This is a genomic window from Pseudomonas sp. GP01-A4, from assembly GCF_058780865.1.
Genome location: NZ_JBYSWF010000077.1, coordinates 12,493 through 29,221, shown reverse-complemented (window position 1 = coordinate 29,221; position 16,729 = coordinate 12,493). Strand labels below are relative to the sequence as shown.

General features: G+C 62.2%; 19 protein-coding genes. 9 read left to right on the top strand and 10 right to left on the bottom strand.

The window, feature by feature from the left end; translation table 11 throughout:
• From AC3WKX_RS29720 to AC3WKX_RS29695, 6 genes are all read left to right on the top strand, one after another.
• Positions 1-230 (top strand): hypothetical protein (locus AC3WKX_RS29720; protein ID WP_218275236.1); only part of this gene is annotated, 230 nt, incomplete at its 5' end.
• A gap of 379 nt (positions 231-609) precedes the next feature.
• Positions 610-903, top strand: a complete 294-nt coding sequence (locus AC3WKX_RS29715; protein ID WP_003219143.1) for a hypothetical protein — start codon at positions 610-612, stop codon at positions 901-903.
• 246 nt (positions 904-1,149) lie between these two features.
• Entirely contained in the window at positions 1,150-3,864 is a 2,715-nt protein-coding gene (mgtA, locus tag AC3WKX_RS29710; protein ID WP_102606048.1) for a magnesium-translocating P-type ATPase, read from the top strand.
• Between the two features lie 59 nt (positions 3,865-3,923).
• On the top strand, positions 3,924-4,127 hold the full coding sequence (locus AC3WKX_RS29705; RefSeq protein ID WP_256349340.1) for a hypothetical protein: 204 nt from the start codon (positions 3,924-3,926) through the stop codon (positions 4,125-4,127).
• Between the two features lie 31 nt (positions 4,128-4,158).
• The gene (locus AC3WKX_RS29700; protein ID WP_102606046.1) at positions 4,159-4,506 is read left to right on the top strand and encodes a DUF2493 domain-containing protein; all 348 of its coding nucleotides are present in this window, start codon (positions 4,159-4,161) and stop codon (positions 4,504-4,506) included.
• A 144-nt stretch (positions 4,507-4,650) separates the two neighbouring features.
• Positions 4,651-5,454 carry a PA4824 family protein gene (locus AC3WKX_RS29695; RefSeq protein WP_102606045.1) on the top strand — a complete coding sequence of 268 codons (804 nt, stop codon included), beginning with the start codon at positions 4,651-4,653 and terminating at the stop codon, positions 5,452-5,454.
• A 156-nt stretch (positions 5,455-5,610) separates the two neighbouring features.
• On the opposite strand, the gene AC3WKX_RS29690 is transcribed toward AC3WKX_RS29695, so the two are convergent.
• A complete protein-coding gene (locus tag AC3WKX_RS29690) occupies positions 5,611-6,330 on the bottom strand; it encodes a tellurite resistance TerB family protein (protein WP_087693913.1) in 720 nt (239 codons plus the stop codon).
• Positions 6,331-6,454: 124 nt separating this feature from the next.
• Here AC3WKX_RS29690 and AC3WKX_RS29685 point away from each other — a divergent pair, with 124 nt between their 5' ends.
• Positions 6,455-6,982, top strand: a complete 528-nt coding sequence (locus AC3WKX_RS29685) for a DinB family protein (RefSeq protein ID WP_023658811.1) — start codon at positions 6,455-6,457, stop codon at positions 6,980-6,982.
• A 1-nt stretch (position 6,983) separates the two neighbouring features.
• Here AC3WKX_RS29685 and AC3WKX_RS29680 read toward each other — a convergent pair whose 3' ends face one another.
• On the bottom strand, positions 6,984-7,439 hold the full coding sequence (locus tag AC3WKX_RS29680) for a GFA family protein (protein WP_102606044.1): 456 nt from the start codon (positions 7,437-7,439) through the stop codon (positions 6,984-6,986).
• Between the two features lie 77 nt (positions 7,440-7,516).
• Complete coding sequence (locus tag AC3WKX_RS29675) at positions 7,517-8,356, bottom strand: SDR family oxidoreductase (RefSeq protein ID WP_032899357.1); 840 nt, start codon at positions 8,354-8,356, stop codon at positions 7,517-7,519.
• 100 nt (positions 8,357-8,456) lie between these two features.
• Here AC3WKX_RS29675 and AC3WKX_RS29670 point away from each other — a divergent pair, with 100 nt between their 5' ends.
• A complete protein-coding gene (locus AC3WKX_RS29670) occupies positions 8,457-9,422 on the top strand; it encodes an AraC family transcriptional regulator (protein WP_102368998.1) in 966 nt (321 codons plus the stop codon).
• A 99-nt stretch (positions 9,423-9,521) separates the two neighbouring features.
• The gene (locus tag AC3WKX_RS29665) at positions 9,522-9,806 is read left to right on the top strand and encodes a hypothetical protein (protein ID WP_102606043.1); all 285 of its coding nucleotides are present in this window, start codon (positions 9,522-9,524) and stop codon (positions 9,804-9,806) included.
• 1 nt (position 9,807) lies between these two features.
• On the opposite strand, the gene AC3WKX_RS29660 is transcribed toward AC3WKX_RS29665, so the two are convergent.
• The 7 genes from AC3WKX_RS29660 to AC3WKX_RS29630 all read right to left on the bottom strand — a co-directional run bounded on the left by AC3WKX_RS29660 (position 9,808) and on the right by AC3WKX_RS29630 (position 16,641).
• Positions 9,808-10,443 carry a LysE family translocator gene (locus AC3WKX_RS29660; RefSeq protein WP_102606042.1) on the bottom strand — a complete coding sequence of 212 codons (636 nt, stop codon included), beginning with the start codon at positions 10,441-10,443 and terminating at the stop codon, positions 9,808-9,810.
• Between the two features lie 207 nt (positions 10,444-10,650).
• Positions 10,651-10,842, bottom strand: a complete 192-nt coding sequence (locus tag AC3WKX_RS29655; RefSeq protein WP_023658809.1) for a hypothetical protein — start codon at positions 10,840-10,842, stop codon at positions 10,651-10,653.
• An 87-nt stretch (positions 10,843-10,929) separates the two neighbouring features.
• Positions 10,930-11,613 carry an HAD-IA family hydrolase gene (locus tag AC3WKX_RS29650; RefSeq protein ID WP_102606041.1) on the bottom strand — a complete coding sequence of 228 codons (684 nt, stop codon included), beginning with the start codon at positions 11,611-11,613 and terminating at the stop codon, positions 10,930-10,932.
• Between the two features lie 10 nt (positions 11,614-11,623).
• Positions 11,624-12,652 (bottom strand): ABC transporter permease, encoded by a 1,029-nt coding sequence (locus tag AC3WKX_RS29645; RefSeq protein WP_003207754.1) that lies wholly within the window; start codon positions 12,650-12,652, stop codon positions 11,624-11,626.
• Complete coding sequence (locus tag AC3WKX_RS29640) at positions 12,649-14,145, bottom strand: sugar ABC transporter ATP-binding protein (RefSeq protein ID WP_003207752.1); 1,497 nt, start codon at positions 14,143-14,145, stop codon at positions 12,649-12,651. Before AC3WKX_RS29640 ends, AC3WKX_RS29645 begins: the two co-directional genes overlap by 4 nt.
• On the bottom strand, positions 14,138-15,124 hold the full coding sequence (locus AC3WKX_RS29635) for a sugar-binding transcriptional regulator (protein WP_102606040.1): 987 nt from the start codon (positions 15,122-15,124) through the stop codon (positions 14,138-14,140). The genes AC3WKX_RS29640 and AC3WKX_RS29635 overlap by 8 nt, the downstream gene beginning before the upstream one ends.
• The gene (locus tag AC3WKX_RS29630; RefSeq protein ID WP_087693921.1) at positions 15,121-16,641 is read right to left on the bottom strand and encodes an FGGY-family carbohydrate kinase; all 1,521 of its coding nucleotides are present in this window, start codon (positions 16,639-16,641) and stop codon (positions 15,121-15,123) included. The genes AC3WKX_RS29635 and AC3WKX_RS29630 overlap by 4 nt, the downstream gene beginning before the upstream one ends.
• Positions 16,642-16,729: the final 88 nt, after the last annotated feature.

The window sequence follows — 16,729 nt, the reverse complement described above, 5'->3', positions numbered from 1 at the left end:
GGCTTGCTCGCGAAAAACCTGAGAGCGCCGCGTTCATCCAGAATACCCACGTCATCGTTAACGACCTTCGCGAGCAAGCCCGCTCCCACATTTGGACCGTGCCCGCTTTAGCTTTTGATTTTGCTCTTCAACACTCAAGCCGGCCGGTAGGCCGCTGTGCTCTTGCTGTTGATCCTGGGCGCCCCGTTAAACCACGCTGGCCGAACGCAGGCTTCGGAACCCCGCAATAAGTTATCCGGCTATTGTTACTTCACCTGCCCGCCACACACCGGCCACTTATCAATAAGCACACTTGATATTGCAACTTCCCCCAACCTTCTATCTGAACAAACTCTGAACCAGTAACAATTTAAGTCATTAAACGTTGACATCCGGCAACTGCCTGAGTAAATTCCCCGTGCCTGCAACTCAGGGCCATTTTTCAACCTCACAAAAGAAGCCAATGGACACAGTATCTAGTCGTTGTCCGATCACCGTGAATGCGGCGAATCGGGCGCCAAACCCAGAAAAAATGACGGGACTCGCCTTTCCGGCCGAGTAAGCTGCGCTAGAGCCTGACGCTCCAACGTAACTGCCTCACCGGATGCCAGTCCGGTCCCGAGGTGTGTTATGACCTTTCAACTGATTGTTTTACCTGATCTGCGTACGCTGGCTAACGCCCTGCGTGCCAAATTGTGCCGCGAGCCCGTAGGTTTTTCTCCTACCCGCAGCACCTTTGTGACCTCATCCCCCCGCGTGTGCCCGACTCCCCGGGCACACTGGCGTATCTGCCCCACCACCGGCCACCTGGTCCAGCAATGGGATCACGCCGACCCTCAAGACCCACAGAGACGGGACGTTTCCAGCCTGGTCGCGCAAGCGAGCCTGATGCTGAGCCTCTACGTGGACGCTCGCGCGGCATAAGCCAGCTGGAAACAGCAACTTCCTGATTATCCGTTAATTGATTAGCTGGAGTTCTCTATGGACGAAGCCAGTAGTAGCCCGCTGCGCGCTAGTTAACTAACGCGCTGTTAGCGGGCCCATAGAAAGTTACCCAACACCTTATTTAAACCGATCGCGAAGTCAGCGACTCGGCATGCTTTCGCTCGCCTGTCATCAGGTAAGTACCGGGTATGTTTTGTCGAAAAATTGGCGACAGGAGTACACACAATGAGCGCAGTAAAAAACCCGAAACTGCACAAGAAAAACGGCACGGATACCGACACCAAGCTGTCGATGCGTGCCGCCCGCGAAGCCCAGAACGGCCTCTCGGCAACCCTCGCCAATGTCCGGGCAACTAAGGATGGCCTGACCGAACTGGATGCCTCTGCTCGCCTGCAACGTGAAGGCTACAACGAGGTGGCCCACGACAAGCCGCCTCACGCCATCGTGCAATTCCTCCAGGCCCTGAACAACCCGTTCATCTACGTGCTGCTGACCCTCGGCGCCATCAGTTTCTTCACTGACTACTGGCTGCCACTGCAGGCCGGTGAAGAAGCCGACCTGACCAAGGTCATCATTATCATGACCATGGTCATGCTCAGCAGCCTGCTGCGCTTCTGGCAGGAGCATCGTTCGGCCAAGTCCGCCGAGGCCTTGAAGGCCATGGTGCGCACCACCGCCACGGTGTTGCGTCGCGAGCAAGTGGGCTCCAAGCCGACCCTGCGGGAAGTGCCGATGCGCGACCTGGTGGCCGGCGATATCGTGCAACTGTCTGCCGGCGACATGATCCCGGCCGACATCCGCCTGATCGAGTCCCGTGACCTGTTCATCAGCCAGGCCGTGCTGACCGGCGAAGCCTTGCCGGTAGAGAAGTACGACACCCTCGGGGATGTGACGCAAAAATCCGCCACGTCCACGGCGGCCGACCAGGGCAACCTGCTGGACCTGCCGAACATCTGTTTCATGGGCACCAACGTGGTCAGCGGCCGGGCGAAAGCCGTGGTGGTTGCCACCGGCCCGCGCACCTACTTTGGCTCGTTGGCCAAGGCGATTGTCGGCTCCCGGGTGCAAACCGCATTTGACCGCGGGGTGAACAGCGTCAGCTGGCTGTTGATCCGCTTCATGCTGGTAATGACGCCGATCGTGTTCTTCCTCAACGGCTTCTCCAAGGGTGACTGGAGCGACGCGTTGCTGTTCGCCCTGGCAGTGGCGGTAGGCCTCACCCCGGAAATGCTGCCGATGATCGTCAGCGCCAACCTGGCCAAGGGTGCAACCGCCATGGCCAAGCGCAAGGTGGTGGTCAAGCGCCTCAACGCGATCCAGAACTTCGGTTCGATGGACGTGCTGTGCACCGACAAGACCGGCACCCTGACCCAGGACAAGATCATCCTCGAGCACCACGTCAACGCCTTTGGCAACCGTGATGATTCGGTGCTGACCCTCGCCTGGCTCAACAGCCATCACCAGAGCGGCATGAAGAACCTGATGGACCAGGCGGTCGTACAGTTCTCCGAGCAGAATCCGAAGTTCCAGGTGCCGTTTGCCTACAGCAAGGTGGATGAGTTGCCGTTCGACTTTATTCGCCGTCGCCTGTCGATCGTGGTCAAGGACGCGCAAAACGATCACCTGCTGGTGTGCAAGGGTGCGGTCGAGGAGATGCTGAGCATTTCCACCCACGTGATGGAAGGCGACGTGGCCGTCGAGCTGGATGATCGGCGTCGCAACGAGTTGCTGGCGATTGCCCAGGACTACAACGAAGACGGCTTCCGGGTGCTGGTGCTGGCCACCCGCAACATTCCCCATGCACTCGCCCGCAAGCAGTACACCACGGCCGATGAGCGCAACCTGGTGATCCGTGGCTTCCTGACCTTCCTTGATCCACCAAAGGAAACCGCTGGCCCGGCGATCGCTGCCCTGCGCGAAATTGGCGTGGCGGTCAAAGTGCTCACCGGCGACAACGCCATCGTCACCAGCAAGATCTGCCGCCAGGTCGGCCTTGAGCCAGGCGTACCGTTGCTGGGGACGGAAATCGAAGCGATGGACGACGCCACCCTCAAGCTGCGGGTCGAGGAGCGCACGGTGTTCGCCAAGCTGACGCCGCTGCAGAAGTCGCGGGTGCTCAAGACCTTGCAGTCCAACGGCCACACCGTGGGCTTCCTCGGCGACGGCATCAACGACGCTCCGGCCTTGCGGGATGCCGACGTGGGCATCTCGGTGGACAGCGCGACGGACATTGCCAAGGAATCCGCCGACATCATCCTGCTGGAAAAGAGCCTGATGGTGCTGGAAGAAGGCGTGCTGAAAGGCCGCGAGACCTTCGGCAATATCATGAAGTACCTGAACATGACCGCCAGTTCCAACTTCGGCAACGTGTTCTCGGTGCTGGTGGCCAGTGCATTCATCCCGTTCCTGCCAATGCTGTCGATCCACCTGCTGCTGCAAAACCTGATGTACGACATCTCCCAGCTGGCCTTGCCGTGGGACAAGATGGACAAGGAATACCTGGCCAAGCCACGCAAGTGGGACGCGAAAAACATTGGCCGCTTCATGATCTGGATCGGGCCGACCTCGTCGATCTTCGACATGACCACCTTTGCCCTGATGTGGTACGTGTTCTCGGCCAACAGCGTGGAAATGCAGACCCTGTTCCAGTCCGGCTGGTTCATCGAGGGGCTGCTCTCGCAAACCCTGGTGGTGCACATGCTGCGCACCCGCAAGATCCCGTTCTTCCAGAGCAACGCCGCATGGCCGGTGATGATGATGACCTGCATCGTGATCGGGCTGGGCATCTACGTACCGTTCTCGCCGCTGGGCGCGATGGTTGGCCTGGAGCCGCTGCCACTGGCGTACTTCCCATGGCTGGTGGGCACCCTGGTCGCCTACTGCTGCGTGGCACAACTGATGAAAACCCTCTACATCCGCCGCTTCAAGCAGTGGTACTGATCAACCGCCCCTGAAAGCGCTGGCTATCGGTAGATAGCCAGTGCACGCGGAGACAGACAATGAACACACTTATGAGCTACCTCGACAACGCTGCTCGCGCGCTGCTGGTGTACGGCCTCGCCCAGGCGGCCAAGGCGGTGATGGTGCTGGGCGTACGGCTGTACGCGCGCAACGTGCTCAGCGCCGTGGAAATGCGCTTCATGCTGGGGTTTTCCAGCACCTTAAACAGTACGTGCATCCGCTTGCTGCGCCCGCGTCGATAAATGGCAATACGCACTACAAGGAAAGATCACCATGCGCATCTTGATCTGTGCAGGTCGTCATTACGCCGATACAAAAATGTCTCGCCAGGTGCTGGACGCCTACCACCGCCTGCGCCCGGTGCAGGTATTGATCCACGGTGGCAGCCAGTTCCTGGGCAGCGACGTGGAAGACTGGGCCCGGGAAACCGGAGTGGATGTGGTGCGTTACCCACCCAACTGGCAACGCCATGGCAAGCAGGCCGAACGCCATCGCAACCAGTTCATGCTCACCGATAGCCGGCCCGACGTGATCATCGCGCTGCCCGGTGGCGACGACACCTCGGAACTGGTGAGCCAGGCCAGGGCCAGTGGCATCCATGTGCTGACTGTAGACAGCTGAATCAACCCTTATTGGAGTATCCAGGCATGAACGAAGAACCCCGTTGTAGCGGTACCCCGTTGCACACTTTTTTCTATTTGAAACACGGCGCGTCCCTGCCAAGTCCGGTCGGGGCGCGCCACCGGCTGTTGATCGAGGTTCACCATGTACAAGAAACACACCCCTGACGGTTTCGCCAAATACCGCAACCGCACCACCCACGTTACCTTCCATCCCCTGCCCGCCTCCAAGCTTCGGGCAGTGCGGCGCAACCTGATTTTCGTCGGCGTGACCGCGGGCATCATGCTGGTGCTCAGCCTGATGTCGAATGCCCATGCGGCAGGCGGCTCCTACGTGGTCGACGACGGCGCAATCAACGCCCCGGGCGAATGCAATGTCGACGCCTGGTTCACCGCCAACCGGCACGCGGGCTCAACCCACAGTGAAACCCTGGCGCCGGCCTGCACCTCCGCTGCCATTCCTTGGTTGCAGTGGACTGCCGCCGTGTCCCGGGCCAACCATGATGGCGACGGCGAAACCCAAGTGAATCCGCAGCTCAAGGCGCAGTTGTGGGCCCGGGAAGACCTGGGCCTGGAACTGGCCGCGTCTGCCGGCGTGCATTACGCGCTGAACCGCCGGCACTCATTTGATGGCGCGGACTTGAATGTGCCGTTTACCTGGCAGCCCATGGAGGCCCTGCGGCTTAACTTCAACGCCGGCTGGAGCCACGCTTATAACGACGGCGACCAGACCCATCGGCCGACCTGGGGCACCGGGTTTGAATACAGCCTGATGGACTCACTGACACTGATCGCCGAACGCTACGGCCAGCAAGGCGGCGACCAGGCGTGGCAAGCCGGGCCGAGGATGCATATCGGCAAGAATGTGGACGTGGACCTGGTGGTAGGACGCAGTTTGATCGGGGATCAGCATCAATGGCTCACGACGGGGGCCACACTGCGGTTCTAACCCGCAGACGATGATCCCAGTGGCGAGGGAGCTTGCTCCCGCTGGAGTGCGAAGCGCTCCCAAAATTTCCGGGGCCGCTACGCAGCCCAGCGGGAGCAAGCTCCCTCGCCACAGCAAGCTCCCTCGCCACAGGCTTGGTATGACCGTAATAGCGATTTAAACCTGCCCCTTGGCCTGCTGCTCCAGATGCACCTGCAACGCAGGATCAATCTTCAACTGCGCCGCCAGCTCATCCAGATAATTGCGCTCCGCGTCCCGCTGGTCATCCACCAGCAGCACACTGACCAGGTACACCTCCGACGCCACCGCCGGGTCGCCGGCAAACTCGGCAAAATCCGCCGCATTCAACGGTTTGGCCACCTCGGCATCCAGCCACGCCTGCAATTGCGGATCATCGGTGTGCTTGCCGATCTCGGCCGAGATCATCTGTTGCTCCCGCTCATCAATCTCGCCATCCGCCTTGGCTGCCGCGATCAATGCACGCAGCACGGCGTGGCTGTGTTCTTCGACCTGCGCGCCAGACAACTGGTCAACCGTCTGCAACGCCTGCTGCGGCGCCGACGCCTGTTGCCGCTGCCAGGCCTGATACGCCTGGAACGCCATCATCCCCAACGACGCCAGCGCCGCGTAGTTGGTGCCGCCGGTGCGCCCCTGAGGCGCCGCACGGGTTCCGCCGAGCATGCCGCCCAGGCCACCGAGCAAGCCACCAAGGCCGCCACCGCCGGAAGCCGAAGCAGCGCTGCCGCCCAGCAAACCGCCAAGCAAGCCGCCCAAACCACCGAGCCCGCCCTGAGACCCGGGTGCAGCGCCGCCCTGCTGGCTGGACGAGGCCTGGCCCGCCCGCAGCAATTGTTCCAGTAGATCGCCGGTATTCATGGTGTCACCCTCCCAGGGCGCAGAGTTCCAGATCAACAACAATAGCTGCGCTGCGCGAGAACACCATGACCGCCCGGCAGGCTCGCATTATCATGGCGACGCGCCCCCCATCGAGGAACCTCACGTGACCCGTACCGAGCAGATTGCCTTGATGGCGACCTATAACCAGTGGATGAACCGCAAGGTGTATGAAGCGGCCGGCGGCCTGAGCGACGAAGACTTGATTGCCGACCGTGGCGCGTTCTTCGGGTCGATCCTTGGCACGCTGAACCACCTCGCCCTGGGTGATCGCGTCTGGCTCAAGCGTTTCGCCGAGCATCCAGCAGGCTTTGCCGCGCTGGTACCGTTAGACGCGTTGGGGTTGCCGCCACGCCTGAATCAACTGGCCTTCGCCGATATCCGTGAACTGTCGGCCCACCGCGCCTGGCTCGACCAGCTCATCATCGACTGGGTGCAGTCGATCAGTGAGCCGGACCTGGATCAGCCCCTGCAGTACCACAACATGGCGGGCACGCCCATGAACAAGAATTTTCATGCACTGCTCGTACACTTCTTCAATCACCAGACCCACCACCGGGGCCAGGTGACAACGCTGCTGACCCAGGCCGGGCGCGACGTGGGCGACACCGACCTGCTGGCACTGATGGACTAGTTCAACCGCCGCTGTACTCGGCGTACGCCTGTATCAGCGCGGGGAAACTCTCCCTCTCCGGGAGCTGCGCAAAGCTGTGCTGTGCCGGGGTAGTCGCCCACGGCAGCTTTTCACTGGTCCAGGTTTCAATGAATGGCACATAACCGCTGGCGTCATCCAGCATGGTGGGACGCAGGTTGATCAGATCTTCCACGCCATTGGGGCGGGAAAACATCCAACTCATGCAATGGGGGCAGCAGTAGTGGCGGTCTACGCCATGCAACCCGCCGATCACCGGGTTGCCCTGGGTGATGGTGAATCCGTGGCTGGGGATCAGCGCGCTCAGCGAGAACGCGCTGGATGACATCTTCTGGCACCCGGTGCAGTGGCACGCCATGGTGATCAATGGTTTTTCGGTCACGGTAAAACGCACCCGGTCACAACGGCAGCCGCCTTCCTGGGACTCTTGATTGCTCATCTTCCACTCCAGTCACATTGTGTGTGTGACCGGAGGATAAACGAGCGGGTGCGTCGCGAACAGCGATGCCGGTTTCGTTACGGCACAAAGAAGTCCGTCGAAAATGCCAGGTCCTTTTGCGCTTCCAGTGCTGCCAGACGGTCGCTGAGCTGCTTGTGCATCACGGTGTAGGCGTCTGGCCCCAAGGCAATGCGCTTGGGCGCAGGGTGCTGGTCGACGCTGGCAAGCATGATCGCAACCATCTTGGCCGGGTCACCCGACGACACCGTCGTGCCGCCTTCGATCATCCGCCGTGCGTGGCTGGAAGGAGAACGGTCGTAGTCTTCCAGGCGTGGCGCCAGTTGCGCGCTGCGATAGCGAAAACCGGTGCGGGCGCTACCGGGTTCGATGAGGGTGCAGCCGATGTTGAAACAAGCCACTTCCTCGCCCAAGGCGTCGACAAAGCCTTCAATTCCCCACTTGCTCGCATGGTACAGCGAACCACCCGGGAAAACGGCCTGCCCGCCCATGGTGGACAGTTGCAGGATCCGCCCGCCACCCTGGGCCCTGAGGTGGGGCAGCGCGGCGCGCAACAATTGAATGGAACCCAGCAGGTTGGTACCCAATTGATGCTCGATCTGCTGATCGGTCATCTCTTCTGCGGCGCCGAAAAGGCCGTAGCCTGCGTTACTGACCACCACCTCAATGGACCCCAGCGCCTTGAATGCCTGATCGACCACCCGGCGAATCGCCGGGGTATCAGTCAGATCCAACTCGGCCAGCCACAGCCTTTCGCCATGAAGCGCTCGCAGGTCCGCCATGCTCGCCAAATCCCGGACCGTGCCCGCAACGCGCTCCCCCCGTGCCAATAATTGCTCGGTCATCTCGCGTCCAAAGCCACTGTTGGCTCCGGTGATCAACCAAGTGCGTGATGTCATGATCAAACCCTCTGTAGTGACGTTGGAGACCCCAGCATATCCATCCGACCTAGACGATGAATGCGCTAGACTCCAATTTTTATAAGCAATCGTCTAAATCATGACTGATCCATTTTCCGAGTTGCTCACCTTCATGCAAGCCCGCTCCGTGATGTCCGGCGGCCTGGTGGCGGGCGGACGCTGGGCGATCGCCTTTCCACCGGCTACCCAATTGAAGTTCTGGGGCGTGTTGCGAGGGACGTGCTGGCTGAAGATCAAAGGCGAAAGCACGCCCATTGCGGTAAACGAAGGCGATGTGTTTCTACTGTCGGCCGAAAGGCCCCATGTCATGGCCAGCGACCTGAGTGCAACACCGGTGGATTTGCAACAGATCCTCGACAAGCGAGTGGGTGCCCTGGCGTATCACGGCGATGGGGATGAGTTCTTCATGATTGGCGGCAAGGTGGAACTCAGCCCTGACTCCGAACACCTGCTACGTGCAGCACTGGCGCCCTTCATCCATTTGAATGCCAGGACCCATGCGCTCGAAACACTGCATTGGTTGCTCAATCAACTGGTGCGTGAACGGGAGCATGATCGTCCGGGTGCAGCAGTGGCCTCATCGCAACTGGCGCACCTGATGTTCATCGAAATTCTGCGTTTGCATTTCGAAACCGCACCGCCGCTGTCCGGCAGTTGGCTGCGCGCCATGACCGACAAACGCCTGGCGCCGGCGCTGCGCCTTATCCATGGCGAGCCGGGCGAAACCAGGCCGTTGGAGGTACTGGCCAAGGCGTGTGCAATGTCGCGAGCCAGCTTTGCGGCCTACTTCAAGGACGTCGCCGGGGTCTCGCCGATGGCCTACCTCACCCAGTGGCGCATGCGTCTGGCAGCGCGGGCGCTGGCTGAGGGCAAACGCTCGTTGATCGAGCTCGCGCTCTCGCTGGGCTACAACTCCCAGAGCGCATTCAGCCATGCCTTCAAACGTGAGATCGGCCGCTCGCCGTTGCATTACCAGCAGGCGCTACGGGTGTCGACGGAGGCGCAATACCCTCAAACGAACGCATGGAGCAGCGAACTGTCATAAAAGACAGAGCGGTGAACATCAGCCAATGGCTGCCCCGCCCTGCCCGCGCGCATCAGCAGATTACCGATGCGACGCATCCCCCAAGAAGGAGACGCTTACATGGTCATTCACTTCAAGGTCGCCGGGCATCTTGCCTGCGGTCATCACGGCAACAACCTCCCTTCCAGCACCGAGCTGAATCGGGTCAAGTGCCGTACCTGCCGTAACACCGAAGTCTTCAAGGAAACCCGTCGCACCCAACGCAACGCCGCTCGGCGTGCCGCACGCAAGTCCAAAACCGCCCATGCCGCCGGTGACTGGCGCAGCGCCTGGACCCAGCGCCTGACCGACCTGCCAGGCCGTCAGCGCCTGCCACGCGGGTTCCACGGCCAGCCATTCGTTTAAGTTACGCAGCCGGGGCACGACGGTAAGCGGCCAACAGCACGCCCATCGTCATCAACAACCCACCCGCCCCGCGATTGAAATGCTGCAAATGTGCGGGCCGCAGGCGACTGAGCAAGCGTGCCCCGCATACCGCGTAGAACATCATGATGCTGACATTGAGCACGCACAGCGCCAGCAACAGGCACGCGTACTGCGGCAGTTGCGCCTGGGTGCTGTCGACGAATTGCGGCAGGAATGCCGACATGAACAACAACGCCTTGGGATTGGAAATCGCCACCAGGAAACTGCGGGTGAAAATACTCGCCGAGCGGGTGCCGCCGTCCTCACCTTCGCCCACCGATGGCAACGCCGCCTGGGGTGATCGCAACATCTGCCAGCCGATCCAGATGAGGTACGCCGAACCGATCCATTTCAGCACCTGAAACAGCCCTTCGCTGGCCGCGAGCAGCAATCCCAGGCCACACGCCACCGCCGTTACCAGCAACGCGTCCGCCAACACCGCTCCGGCCATGCCCCAGAACGCCGCCCGCAAACCGTGGCGCGAACCGTTTTGCAGGGCCAGCAAAACCGTCGGGCCAGGTATCGCGATAATCGCGGCGCTCATCATGACGAACAGAAATAAGGTTGCCAGGGACATGACAGGTTCCTACGGGCTGATCAGCTGCGAATCATCCCACCATATCCTCTGTGTGGCGAGGGAGCTTGCTCCCGTTGGGTTGCGTAGCGGCCCCAAAATCCTGGGAGCGCTTCGCACTCCAGCGGGAGCAAGTTCCCTCGCCACCGTTTATGTATTGCTCAAGCGAGACCCAATAAAAAGCCCCGGATTGACCGAGGCTTTTGAGGTTCAAGCATCATTGGCCACCGGCCTCGACCTGGCCTTGTACCCCGGCAGCGCAGCGGCATACGCCAGCGCCTGCTCACGGGAACCGAAGGATGCCAGGCGATCAGCCTTGGTACAGACGCGCCACGGGCCGCTGTTGACCTGCACGATGTCATAACCGTTGAGATGCAGCTTGTTCAGCATGGGAGTGCTCATAGTCACCTCTCTCTCCAGAGATAATCCAGGTGTTTGCCCGGTCTACCATACACCCGCTGACGACGAGGCAGCCTACCGGACGTCGAGTCAGCGGTAGGCTGGCAACCCCCATCGCGCGAGGTCAAACGCCTCCAGGCTCAGCAGTCTTCCATCCGCATGCAGGAACTTCTCCTGCGGCATCGCCGGGTCCGGGATGGCCACGGCGTACATGCCGGCCGCCTTGGCCGCAGTGATACCGAATGGGGAATCCTCGAACACCAGGCATTCAGAGGGCGTCACTCCCAGTCGCTGGGCGGCCACCAGGAAGATGTCCGGCGCCGGCTTGGCAGCGCCTACCTGAGGGTCATCGGCGGTGACGATGGCATCGAACAAGCAGAACCAGTCGCGGTGCAAGGTGGTTTTCAGTTCGAAATAGTGCCGCGACGAACTGGTACCCACCGCAATCGGCACACCGTGGGCCGACAAATGCCGCACCAGCGCCTGGGCCCCGGCCATGGCCGCCGCCTGGGGAAACCGCGCATTCATCAATGGTGTGCGTTCCTGCAAGAACGTCTCGGGGCTCATCGGCAAGCCCACGGCCTGCACGATATAGCTGGCCAGTTCATAAGCCCCCAGGCCGATGGTGTTCTGCTTCATGCTCCAGTCAAACGTGCGGCCGTAGCGGTCGGCAATCAGCTGGGTGACTTCGGTGTAGATGCCTTCGGTGTCGAGCAGCAGGCCGTCCATGTCGAAGATCACGGCCTTGATCGGCGCGGGTAGCGGTGCATTCATCACGGTGTCCTCAGGTGCGCCCGGCGTAATGGTCGATCAAGCGGTTGAGCAAAATCGCCAGCACGATGATCACCCCGGTGATCGCCATCTGGTAGAACGAGCCCAGCCCCAGCAGGTTGAAGATATTGCGCAACACCTGCAGCAGCATCACCGCCACCGCCGTGCCTACCACGCTGCCGCGCCCGCCGAACAGGCTGGTGCCACCCAGCACCACGGCGGCAATTGCATCCAGTTCCAGGCCCTGGGCTGCGGTCGGTTGGCCGACGTGCAGGCGTGAGGTCATCAACAAGCCGGCGAATGCTGCCAGGCCGCCGCAGATGGCGAACACCGCAATCGTCACCGCCCGCACCGGCACGCCGGACAGCCGCGCAGCCTCCAGGTTGCCGCCGGTGGCCAGCACATACTCGCCAAACACCGTGTAGCGCAGCACCAGCCAGGCGATGACGGTGATCAGGATAAAGATCAGCCCCAGCACCGGAAACGCAATGCCAGCGCTGGGCCAGATGTCGATCATGGCCGAGCCGAACGAGGTGAAGCTGGCCGGCAATCCGCCAATCGGCGCACCGTCGGATGCCAGGAAGGTGGCCCCGCGCAGCGACACCAGCCCGGCCAGGGTGATGATAAAACTCGGCACCTTGCCAAACACCGTGAGGCTGCCCATCAAGGTGCCGATGGCCAGTCCCACCAGCAACGTGGCCGGCACTGCCAGCCAGCCGCTGACCTGCTGCTGCAGGAGCACCGCCACCAGGATGCCGCCGAAGGCACACAGGCTGCCCACCGACAGGTCGATATTGGCCGTAAGGATAACGAAGGTCATGCCGATGGCGATGATCCCGACAATCGCCCCCTGCTGGAACAGGTTGGCGATGTTGCCGAAGGTCAGGAAGTCGTCCGACAGGAACGTCGCCACCACCACCGCAAACAGGAAAATGAACACGAAGTTGTAGCGCATCACCCACTCCAGCACCGCACTGCGACGGCGGCTGGTGAGGGTGACGGGCTTATCGAAAACCGGGCTTGGGTTGCTTGCAATAGTCATGGTTCTACACTCGTTCTACCGATAAGGATGGCCTGGTCGATCTGGTCGCGACTGGCAGTCAAGGGGTCGAAACACAGCGCGTTGCGCCCCTCATGCATCACCCAGATGCGGTCGCAATTAACGTACAACTCGTCCAGCTCGCTGCTGGCGACCAGCACCGCCGCCCCTTCCTGCGCCAGGCTGCGGGCCAGGGCATAGAGATCGGCCTTGGCGCCGACATCCAGGCCACGACTGGGCTCGTCCAGCAGCAACAGGCGCGCGCCGTCGATCACCCACTTGGCCATGACCACCTTCTGTTGATTGCCGCCGGAGAGCTGGCGTACCGGTTGCTCAAGGTTGTCGAGCTTGGTCTGCAAGCGCTGCAGCACCGGGCCGGCGCGGTCCTTGGCCTGGCGATGGGAAAACCAGTTCAAGTGCCGGGTGTGCACCAGGCAGGCATTGCGGTAGATCGGCGCATCCAGCAGCAGGCCTTCGGTCTTGCGGTTTTCCGGCACCAACCCGACGCCCTGGCGGATCGCCTGGCGCGAGGTTTGCGGCTGATAAGGCTGGCCAAACAGTTCAACATCGCTGTCGTTGCGCCCCACGCCAAACAAGGCTTTGAGCAACGTGCTGCGCCCTGCCCCGTTAAGCCCGGCAAGCCCGACAATTTCGCCCTGGCGCACTTCCAGCCCCTGCACGTCCAGGCCCTGCTCGCCTTGCAGCCGGCGAATATTCAGCGCCAGGTTGTCCCGCGGCGCCTGACGCGGGCTGCGTTCCAGCAGGTCGCGGTGCTCGCCGACCACGGCGGCGATCAGCGCCTGGTCGTCGATCTGCGCCAGCTCGTGGGTTTGCAGGGTTCGCCCGGCACGCAGCACCGTGACCCGGTCGCCGATCTCGCGAATTTCATTCAAGCGGTGGCTGACATACAGCACCGCCACACCCGCCGCAGTGATCTCGCGAATCACCTGGAACACCCGCTTGAGTTCGGTCTCGTTCAGCGCCGCCGAAGGCTCATCCATCACCACCAGCCGGGCCTCACAGGTCAGTGCCCGGGCGATGGCCGCCAATTGCTGGTTGGCAATCGACAGGCTGCCCACCCGGTCGGAACTCGAGAAGTTGGCCCCGACCCGCAACAGTGCGGCCTTGGCCAACGCACTGCGCTTGCCCCGGGAAATAATCCCGAAGCGCTGGGGCGCATAGCCGAGCATCAGGTTCTCTTCGACGGTCATCTGCGGGATCAGGTCGAGCTCCTGATAGATCATCGCGATCCCGGCCTGGCGCGCCTGTTGCGGATTCTTCAGTTCCACCCGCCGGCCCGCCACCGACATCTCGCCGCCATCCGGGCGATGGGCGCCGGCGACGATTTTCAACAGGGTACTTTTGCCCGCGCCATTGGCACCCAGCAGGCAATGCACCTCACCGGGCCGAACGTCGAGGGAGGCATCGGTCAGCGCCACCACATTGGGCGGAAAACGCTTGCTGACATGACGGATATCCAGGGCCAACTCACTCATGATCCTGCTCCAGCAAATAGCGGGCGGTGGCCGCGTCGGTGGCCAGCACATTGACATAGCCGGCCTTGACGCTGGCGTGGACGATGCGGTGCTTTTGCGCGCCAACGCACACGGCAATGGACCAGGCCTTGTCGCGCAAGGCGGCCAACGGCAGGCCCAGGGTGCGGGCGTCGAGTTCGGGCATCACCGGTTCACCGTCCATGCCGATAAAGCGGCCCATGATGTCGCCGACGGCGCCCAGGCGTTCCAGCTCTTCGAGCAATGGCCGGTCGATGTAACCCGACTCCATCAACACCGAATGATCAGACAACTCCCCCAGGCTGAAACACGCCACCGGCGCCTGTTGCCCGAGGCGCAATACCTGGGCGATCACCGGGTCCTGCTCCAGCGCTTCGCGGGTATGCACATGCCCGAGAATCGCCGGCACCGGCAGCAACGTGGCCTGGCCACGGGCAGCCTGGGCGAAGCGCTCGGCGACGTTATGGCTGGACTCGCCCATCGAACGGGTATTGATCGCGCCGTTCAGCAGCACCACGTTGACCCCCTCGTTCCAGCGCGGCACCAGCCACTGGGCCATTTTGGTCAGGGTGCGGCCCCACGACACGCCGATCAGCGCCGGCATCGGCTGCAAGTTGCACAGGTAACGGGCGGCGGCTTGGGTCACCACGTTCAGCGCGGTGTCGGCATCTTCCACATCCAGCACCAATGCTTCACGCAGGCCGAAACGCCGTTGCAAAGCCACTTCCAGCTGCGGCAAGCGCGCCGAGCGGGCGACGATATCGATGCGCACCACCCCGCAATCCCGCGCCTCGCGCAGCAAGCGGCTGACTTGCCAGCGGGTCAGGCCGGTCTCCCGGGAGATATCGCTTTGGGTCTTTTCCAGGTCGTAATACAGCTTGGCCACCTGGACCATCAAGTCATCGCGCTGGGAATCGGCCGACAACCGCGTGGCAAACGTTTCTTCAGGATGGGCGCTCATGCTGCCGGCCTTACGCCGAGCGTGCGGTTCGCCGGTGGCTTGCAACTGATGGGCGCGACGCTGTCGGTGGCGGCGCGATAGCGGCCCAACAGCTCGATGTATTGCTCGTGGGCGTAAGGGTCGGGCTCGATCAGCCGGCCGATGGTGGTGAAGTCGGTAGCGGCTTCCTGCAAGGTGCCGAACTCGCCGAGGGCGCAGGCGGCAGCGGCGGCGGTGCCGATCAGGGTGAGGTTGTCGTGGGGCACCATTTCGAACGGCACACCGGTGGCATCCACCGTGGCCTGCAACCACAACGGGTTCTTCTGGAAACCACCGGCGGCGACCACCCGGGTGATCTCGATGCCCTCGGAGCGCCAGGTGTGAAAGATGTTCGCCGAGCCCAGGGCAATCGCTTCCACCGAGGCGCGGTACAGGTCATGCCGGTCATGGTTCAGCGACAGGCCCATGATCGCGCCGCGCATGTCCGGTGAGCGGTACGGTGTACGGTTGCCCATCCAGTAATCGAGCACCAGCAAGCCGGTGGAGCCGGGCTGCAGTTCTGCGGCCTGGCGGATCAGGCGCTGGTGCCCGGCATCGTCGAGGCCGAACATCTTTTGCGCCAGCCAGTTGAGGATCGAACCGGCGGAGACTTGCCCGCCTTCCATCAACCATTGGCCGTCGAGCAAGGCGCCGGGGTACGGGCCCCAGATGCCCGGTACGTCGATGCGTTGCGGGGTGTGCATCAGTTGCACCACCGAGGTACCGCCGATAAACAACAGCTCGCCGGCGCCAGTGGTACCGGCACTGAGCATCGCCATGTGGGCGTCGATTCCGCCCTGGGCCACCAGGGTGTCGCGGCTCAGGCCCAGATGATTGGCGGCATCGGCGCTCAATGGGCCGATCCGGCCACCGACCTTGATCACTTCCTGAGGGAGTTTTTGCGCCAGTTCAGGCACGCCGAGTTCGGCGTACAACTCCACCGGAAAACGCTGCTGCAGGGTGTCGTAATTCCACTTGCAACTGGCATTCAATTGGGAGGCGACCCAGCGCCCGGTCAACTGAAAGTTGATCCAGTCCACGGCCTCGCAAATACGCTCGGCGCGCTGGTAAACCTGAGGCTCGTGCTCGGCCAGCCACATGGCCTTGGGCACCAGCCATTCCACCGCGTCACCGCCCTGGTTCATCATCGGGTGGCTGACGTGGGCGGTGCGCGCCGACTCGGCAGCGGCGCGGCAATCCATCCATAACAACGCCGGGGCCAGGGGTTGGCCGTCCGCCTGGGCAACCACCACGGTGGAGGCTGTGGTGGCGACGCACACCGCCGCCACCTGCGGGTGCCCGGCCTGGGCCATCAACTGCCGGCAGGCCTTGCCCAGCGCCGACCACCAGTCCGCCGGCGCCTGCTCGGCCCAACCCAACTGCGGGTATTGCGTGGCATACGGCGCCTCGGCGACGTGTACCAGTTTGTGGCTATGCAGGTCATACAAACCAGCCCGCACCCCACCTGTTCCGAAATCCAGTCCCAACAACAAGGTCATCGGTAGTTCTCCTGCGTCTTGTAACAACGCTTTTTGTTTTAAGCCCGGCAACGCACAGCGTCGTCGGGCTTGGCGACACACAGCTGAC

Coding starts and splice junctions, on each gene's coding strand:
- mgtA (WP_102606048.1), top strand. CDS start 1,150: ATGAGCGCAGTAAAAAACCCGAAACTGCACAAGAAAAACGGCACGGAT.
- AC3WKX_RS29660 (WP_102606042.1), bottom strand. CDS start 10,443: ATGTCCCTGGCAACCTTATTTCTGTTCGTCATGATGAGCGCCGCGATT.
- AC3WKX_RS29670 (WP_102368998.1), top strand. CDS start 8,457: ATGACTGATCCATTTTCCGAGTTGCTCACCTTCATGCAAGCCCGCTCC.
- AC3WKX_RS29695 (WP_102606045.1), top strand. CDS start 4,651: ATGTACAAGAAACACACCCCTGACGGTTTCGCCAAATACCGCAACCGC.
- AC3WKX_RS29690 (WP_087693913.1), bottom strand. CDS start 6,330: ATGAATACCGGCGATCTACTGGAACAATTGCTGCGGGCGGGCCAGGCC.
- AC3WKX_RS29650 (WP_102606041.1), bottom strand. CDS start 11,613: ATGAATGCACCGCTACCCGCGCCGATCAAGGCCGTGATCTTCGACATG.
- AC3WKX_RS29700 (WP_102606046.1), top strand. CDS start 4,159: ATGCGCATCTTGATCTGTGCAGGTCGTCATTACGCCGATACAAAAATG.
- AC3WKX_RS29675 (WP_032899357.1), bottom strand. CDS start 8,356: ATGACATCACGCACTTGGTTGATCACCGGAGCCAACAGTGGCTTTGGA.
- AC3WKX_RS29715 (WP_003219143.1), top strand. CDS start 610: ATGACCTTTCAACTGATTGTTTTACCTGATCTGCGTACGCTGGCTAAC.
- AC3WKX_RS29665 (WP_102606043.1), top strand. CDS start 9,522: ATGGTCATTCACTTCAAGGTCGCCGGGCATCTTGCCTGCGGTCATCAC.
- AC3WKX_RS29635 (WP_102606040.1), bottom strand. CDS start 15,124: ATGAGCGCCCATCCTGAAGAAACGTTTGCCACGCGGTTGTCGGCCGAT.
- AC3WKX_RS29630 (WP_087693921.1), bottom strand. CDS start 16,641: ATGACCTTGTTGTTGGGACTGGATTTCGGAACAGGTGGGGTGCGGGCT.
- AC3WKX_RS29655 (WP_023658809.1), bottom strand. CDS start 10,842: ATGAGCACTCCCATGCTGAACAAGCTGCATCTCAACGGTTATGACATC.
- AC3WKX_RS29705 (WP_256349340.1), top strand. CDS start 3,924: ATGAACACACTTATGAGCTACCTCGACAACGCTGCTCGCGCGCTGCTG.
- AC3WKX_RS29680 (WP_102606044.1), bottom strand. CDS start 7,439: ATGAGCAATCAAGAGTCCCAGGAAGGCGGCTGCCGTTGTGACCGGGTG.
- AC3WKX_RS29640 (WP_003207752.1), bottom strand. CDS start 14,145: ATGAGTGAGTTGGCCCTGGATATCCGTCATGTCAGCAAGCGTTTTCCG.
- AC3WKX_RS29645 (WP_003207754.1), bottom strand. CDS start 12,652: ATGACTATTGCAAGCAACCCAAGCCCGGTTTTCGATAAGCCCGTCACC.